General features: G+C 63.9%; 4 protein-coding genes. 2 read left to right on the top strand and 2 right to left on the bottom strand.

What is annotated here, in order from left to right:
* The coding region (locus NN5_RS24250) for an AIM24 family protein (protein ID WP_169801055.1) at nucleotides 1-489 on the bottom strand (489 nt) is incomplete at its 3' end.
* A gap of 204 nt (nucleotides 490-693) precedes the next feature.
* Between NN5_RS24250 and NN5_RS24245 the strand changes: the two genes are divergently transcribed.
* Complete coding sequence (locus tag NN5_RS24245; protein ID WP_067739187.1) at nucleotides 694-1,440, top strand: tetratricopeptide repeat protein; 747 nt, start codon at nucleotides 694-696, stop codon at nucleotides 1,438-1,440.
* Between the two features lie 27 nt (nucleotides 1,441-1,467).
* Here NN5_RS24245 and glmU read toward each other — a convergent pair whose 3' ends face one another.
* On the bottom strand, nucleotides 1,468-2,835 hold the full coding sequence (gene glmU / locus NN5_RS24240) for a bifunctional UDP-N-acetylglucosamine diphosphorylase/glucosamine-1-phosphate N-acetyltransferase GlmU (RefSeq protein ID WP_067739185.1): 1,368 nt from the start codon (nucleotides 2,833-2,835) through the stop codon (nucleotides 1,468-1,470).
* 59 nt (nucleotides 2,836-2,894) lie between these two features.
* Here glmU and NN5_RS24235 point away from each other — a divergent pair, with 59 nt between their 5' ends.
* Nucleotides 2,895-3,566: an HAD-IA family hydrolase gene (locus NN5_RS24235; RefSeq protein ID WP_067739182.1), complete on the top strand. Its 672-nt coding sequence runs from the start codon at nucleotides 2,895-2,897 to the stop codon at nucleotides 3,564-3,566.
* Nucleotides 3,567-3,766 lie beyond the last annotated feature (200 nt).

Raw genomic sequence — 3,766 nt, 5'->3', positions numbered from 1 at the left:
CTTCTGCATGATGAAGCCTTCGCCGCCGAACAGGCCGGTCATGATTCGCTGCTGGAAGTGGATGCCGATCGAGACGCCGCGCGCGGCGCACAGGAAGGCATCCTTCTGGCAGATCAGCCGTCCGCCCACGTCGTCCAGCTTGATCGGCAGGATCGAGCCGGGCACCGGCGCGGCAAAGGCCACGCGGGCCTTGCCGTGGCCGTGATGGGTGAAGACCGTGGTGAACAGGCTCTCGCCGGTGACGAGGCGCTTGCCCGCCCCCAGCAGCTTGCCCATGAAGCCGCCGCCGTCATTGGCCGAACCATCGCCGAACACGGTCGACATCGCGATGTCCGAATCTTTCCAGACCATCGCGCCGGCTTCGGCCACGGCGCTTTCGCCGGGATCGAGCTCGATTTCGACGAACTGGAGTTCCTGGCCCTTGATCTCGAAATCGACATCGTCGGCGATCGAGGAACTGCGGGTGTGGCTCCAGGGACTGTTGGACATCACGATTCTCCGGGTGTTGCGCGAAAGGGACGCACCGTCATCCAAACGGTGCGTGACGATGTGATTTCGGCGATACGACTTGTCAAATCGCTCCGGTCCGATATTTTAAGCAGTTCAACGAACACTGTCTGACGACCTAGGTCCGCAACAGGACCCGGCACAGACCGGCGCAGTATCGGTGTTGTGGGGAGAGGAAATGCACCGATGCTCAGTCGAGTTGTCTTCGCAGCAGGTATTTTGTTCGCCGTTCCGGCTCAGGCCGCTTCTGTAGCCGAGGCCGCCGCCTCCGGCAGTATTCCGCAATCCGTTACCCTGGCCGTCGCGTTCAGCCATGACCTGAAGCCCGAAGCGAAATTCGATGCGAGCCTGTCCGCACAAGTGGACCATGCCTTTGATCTGATCCGTAGCGGCAAGCAGGCGAAGGCGGTCAACCTGTTCGACAAGGTGATCGCGTCGGCCGACCAGTCGCTGGCGGGTGATTCGCGCGCGCGGCTGTGCCGGTCGGACCGCACGGCACATTCCGTGAGCCCGAAGCAGGTCGTTCTGGTCGATGGAGCGCTGTGCGATGCCCATTTCGGCAAAGGATACGCGCTGATCGATCTCGGGCGCGGTGATCTGGCCGAGACGGAACTGCTCAAGGCCATGCAGATGGCACCGGGCGATGCCCATTTCGCCAACGAATATGCCGAGCTCTTCAAGTCGCGGCGCGAATGGCAGAAGAGCTACGATGCCTTCGCCCATGCCTGGGCCATTGCCGACAAGGACAAGACCGGCCCTGATGCAGGTCTCGCGGCGCGGGCCCTGCGCGGCATGGGCTACGACAAGATGCAGATGGGCGATCTGGACGAGGCCGCGCGCCTGTTCCGCCAGTCGCAGGACTACGAGCCGGGCAGCGAAGCGGCGAAGTTCGAACTCGGGAACATTGCCCGCAAGCAGGCAATCGGCTCGTAATTTGGCCTGAAAGGCCGGGTGTAAGCCTTACTTCTTCTGCTCGGCCTTCTTCTTTTTCATGGCATCGTGGAAGCGGTCGGCCCAGCCGGGCTTGACCAGCTGTTCGCCGCGCACCAGCCGCAGTTCTCCGGCAGCGACATCGCGCGTCACCGCGCTGCCGGCTGCGACGATGGCGTCGGCGCCGATCTTCACCGGGGCGACAAGGGCGCTGTTGGAGCCGATGAAGGCCCGCTCGCCGATCACGGTCTTGTGCTTGAAATAGCCATCGTAATTGCAGGTGATCGTGCCTGCGCCGATGTTGGCCTTGGCGCCGACTTCGGCATCGCCAAGGTACGTGAGGTGATTGGCCTTGGCGCCTTCGCCGAGCACGGCGTTCTTCATCTCCACGAAGTTGCCGATCTTGGCGCCCTGCTTGAGCACGGCGCCGGGGCGCAGGCGGGCATAAGGGCCGATCGCGGTGCCGCTTTCGAGCGTTGCGCCTTCGAGGTGTGAAAAGGCGTGGATCACGACATTGTCAGCCACCGTCACGCCGGGGCCGAAGACCACGTTGGGTTCGATCGTGACATCGCGGCCAAGCTGCGTGTCCCATGCGAAGAACACGGTTTCCGGCGCGATCAGCGTCACCCCGTCGGCCATGGCCTGCACGCGGCGTTTCACCTGCCAGCGCGCTTCGGCCGCGGCGAGTTCGCCACGGCTGTTGATACCGCCCACTTCGTCGGGATCGTCGGTGACGATGACGGCGCACGTGCGCCCTGCCAGCGTGGCGATGTTGACGATATCGACGAGGTAATATTCGCCCGCGGCATTGTCGTTGCCAAGTTTGCCGAGCAGGTCGAACAGATCGGCTGATTTCACTGCCATCAGGCCGGAGTTGCACAGGCGGCAGGCGCGTTGCTCTTCGTCTGCGTCCTTGTATTCGACCATCATCGCGATGCGGCCGTCGTCATGGGCAAGAACGCGGCCGTATTGCAGCGGGTCTTCCGGCTCGAAACCCAGGACGACGACGGCAGGCGCATCGGGCGCGTGAAGCCGCTCGATCATCGCGCGCATGGTTTCGGTCCGGACGAAGGGAACGTCGCCATAGAGAATCAGGACATCGCCTTCGAAACCGGAGAGGGCCTGCTCCGCCTGCTGGACAGCGTGCCCGGTGCCGAGCTGGGGTTCCTGCACCGCGATCGCCGCGCGTTCGCCCAGCGCTTTTTCCAGTTGCTCGCGGCCATGCCCGGCCACGACGACCTGCCGCTCCGGCGCCAGATCCTGCGCGCTGGATAGCAGGTGTTCGAGCATGGGCCGTCCGGCGATCGGGTGGAGCACCTTGTGCAGGTCGCTCTTCATGCGGGTGCCCTTGCCGGCGGCGAGGACGATGATGGCGAGGGGCGTGCTGGCAGAAGTCATGGGCCCCATCTGCCAGCAAATTGTTGCGGTTTCCATATTAAGCCTGCACTGGGCTCCGAATGACGGATTTCCCTTTTCAGATCGTCGGTTTCGACCTCGATGGAACCCTGCTCGACAGCCACGGCGATCTTGCCCGGGCGGTGAACTACACGCTTGGCATCGAGGGGCGCCGGACCCTTCCGGTCGCCGAAGTGCGCGATCTGATCGGCGGCGGCGCGAAGAAGATGCTGGCAAAGGCTCTGGACGTCACCGGCGGTGCTGTTCCCGATGCGCGATTCGAGGAACTGCACCAGTCGCTTCTCGACTTCTACGAGAACAACATCGCCGTGGAGACCCGCCTGTTTCCAGGCGGCGAAGCGATGCTGGACGGACTGGCCGCGCGCGGTGTGAAAGTGGCGGTCGTGACCAACAAGCTGGAGCGGTTCGCGCTCAGCATATTCGACCAGCTTGGTCTGACGGACCGTTTCGTCACGGTGATCGGCGGTGATACGCTGGGGCCGGGCCGGGCCAAGCCGAAGCCGGATCTGCTGCACCTCATGCTGGAGCGCGCGGGAGCGGGCAGGGCGGCCTACGTGGGCGATACCACTTACGATACCATGGCGGCGGCGGCAGCCGGTCTGCCCTGTGTCGCCGTCAGCTTCGGGTTCAACGACCTGCCGGCCGCAGAGCTTGGCGCGGCGGCGGTGATCGATCATTTCGATGAACTGATCCCGGCGCTGGAACGTCTCTAAACTCTGCGGCCCCCGCCATGACGGGCAAGCGCCGGAACGCCTTGGCGTTTCGAGCGTCGTGCGTGAAATCCGCACCCCTTCCGCTCGTCCTGAGCTTGTCGAAGGACGCTGGCGCGACGCGCGACCAACACCCTTCGACAAGCTCAGGGTGAGCGGGCCTTGATTCAGATTTCTTGCATTTTTCGCTAGAGCCGCTCCAG

The sequence above is a fragment of the Novosphingobium naphthalenivorans NBRC 102051 genome (assembly GCF_001590985.1).
Classification (GTDB): Bacteria; Pseudomonadota; Alphaproteobacteria; order Sphingomonadales; family Sphingomonadaceae; genus Novosphingobium; species Novosphingobium naphthalenivorans.
This window is presented reverse-complemented; position numbering and strand designations above follow the sequence as displayed.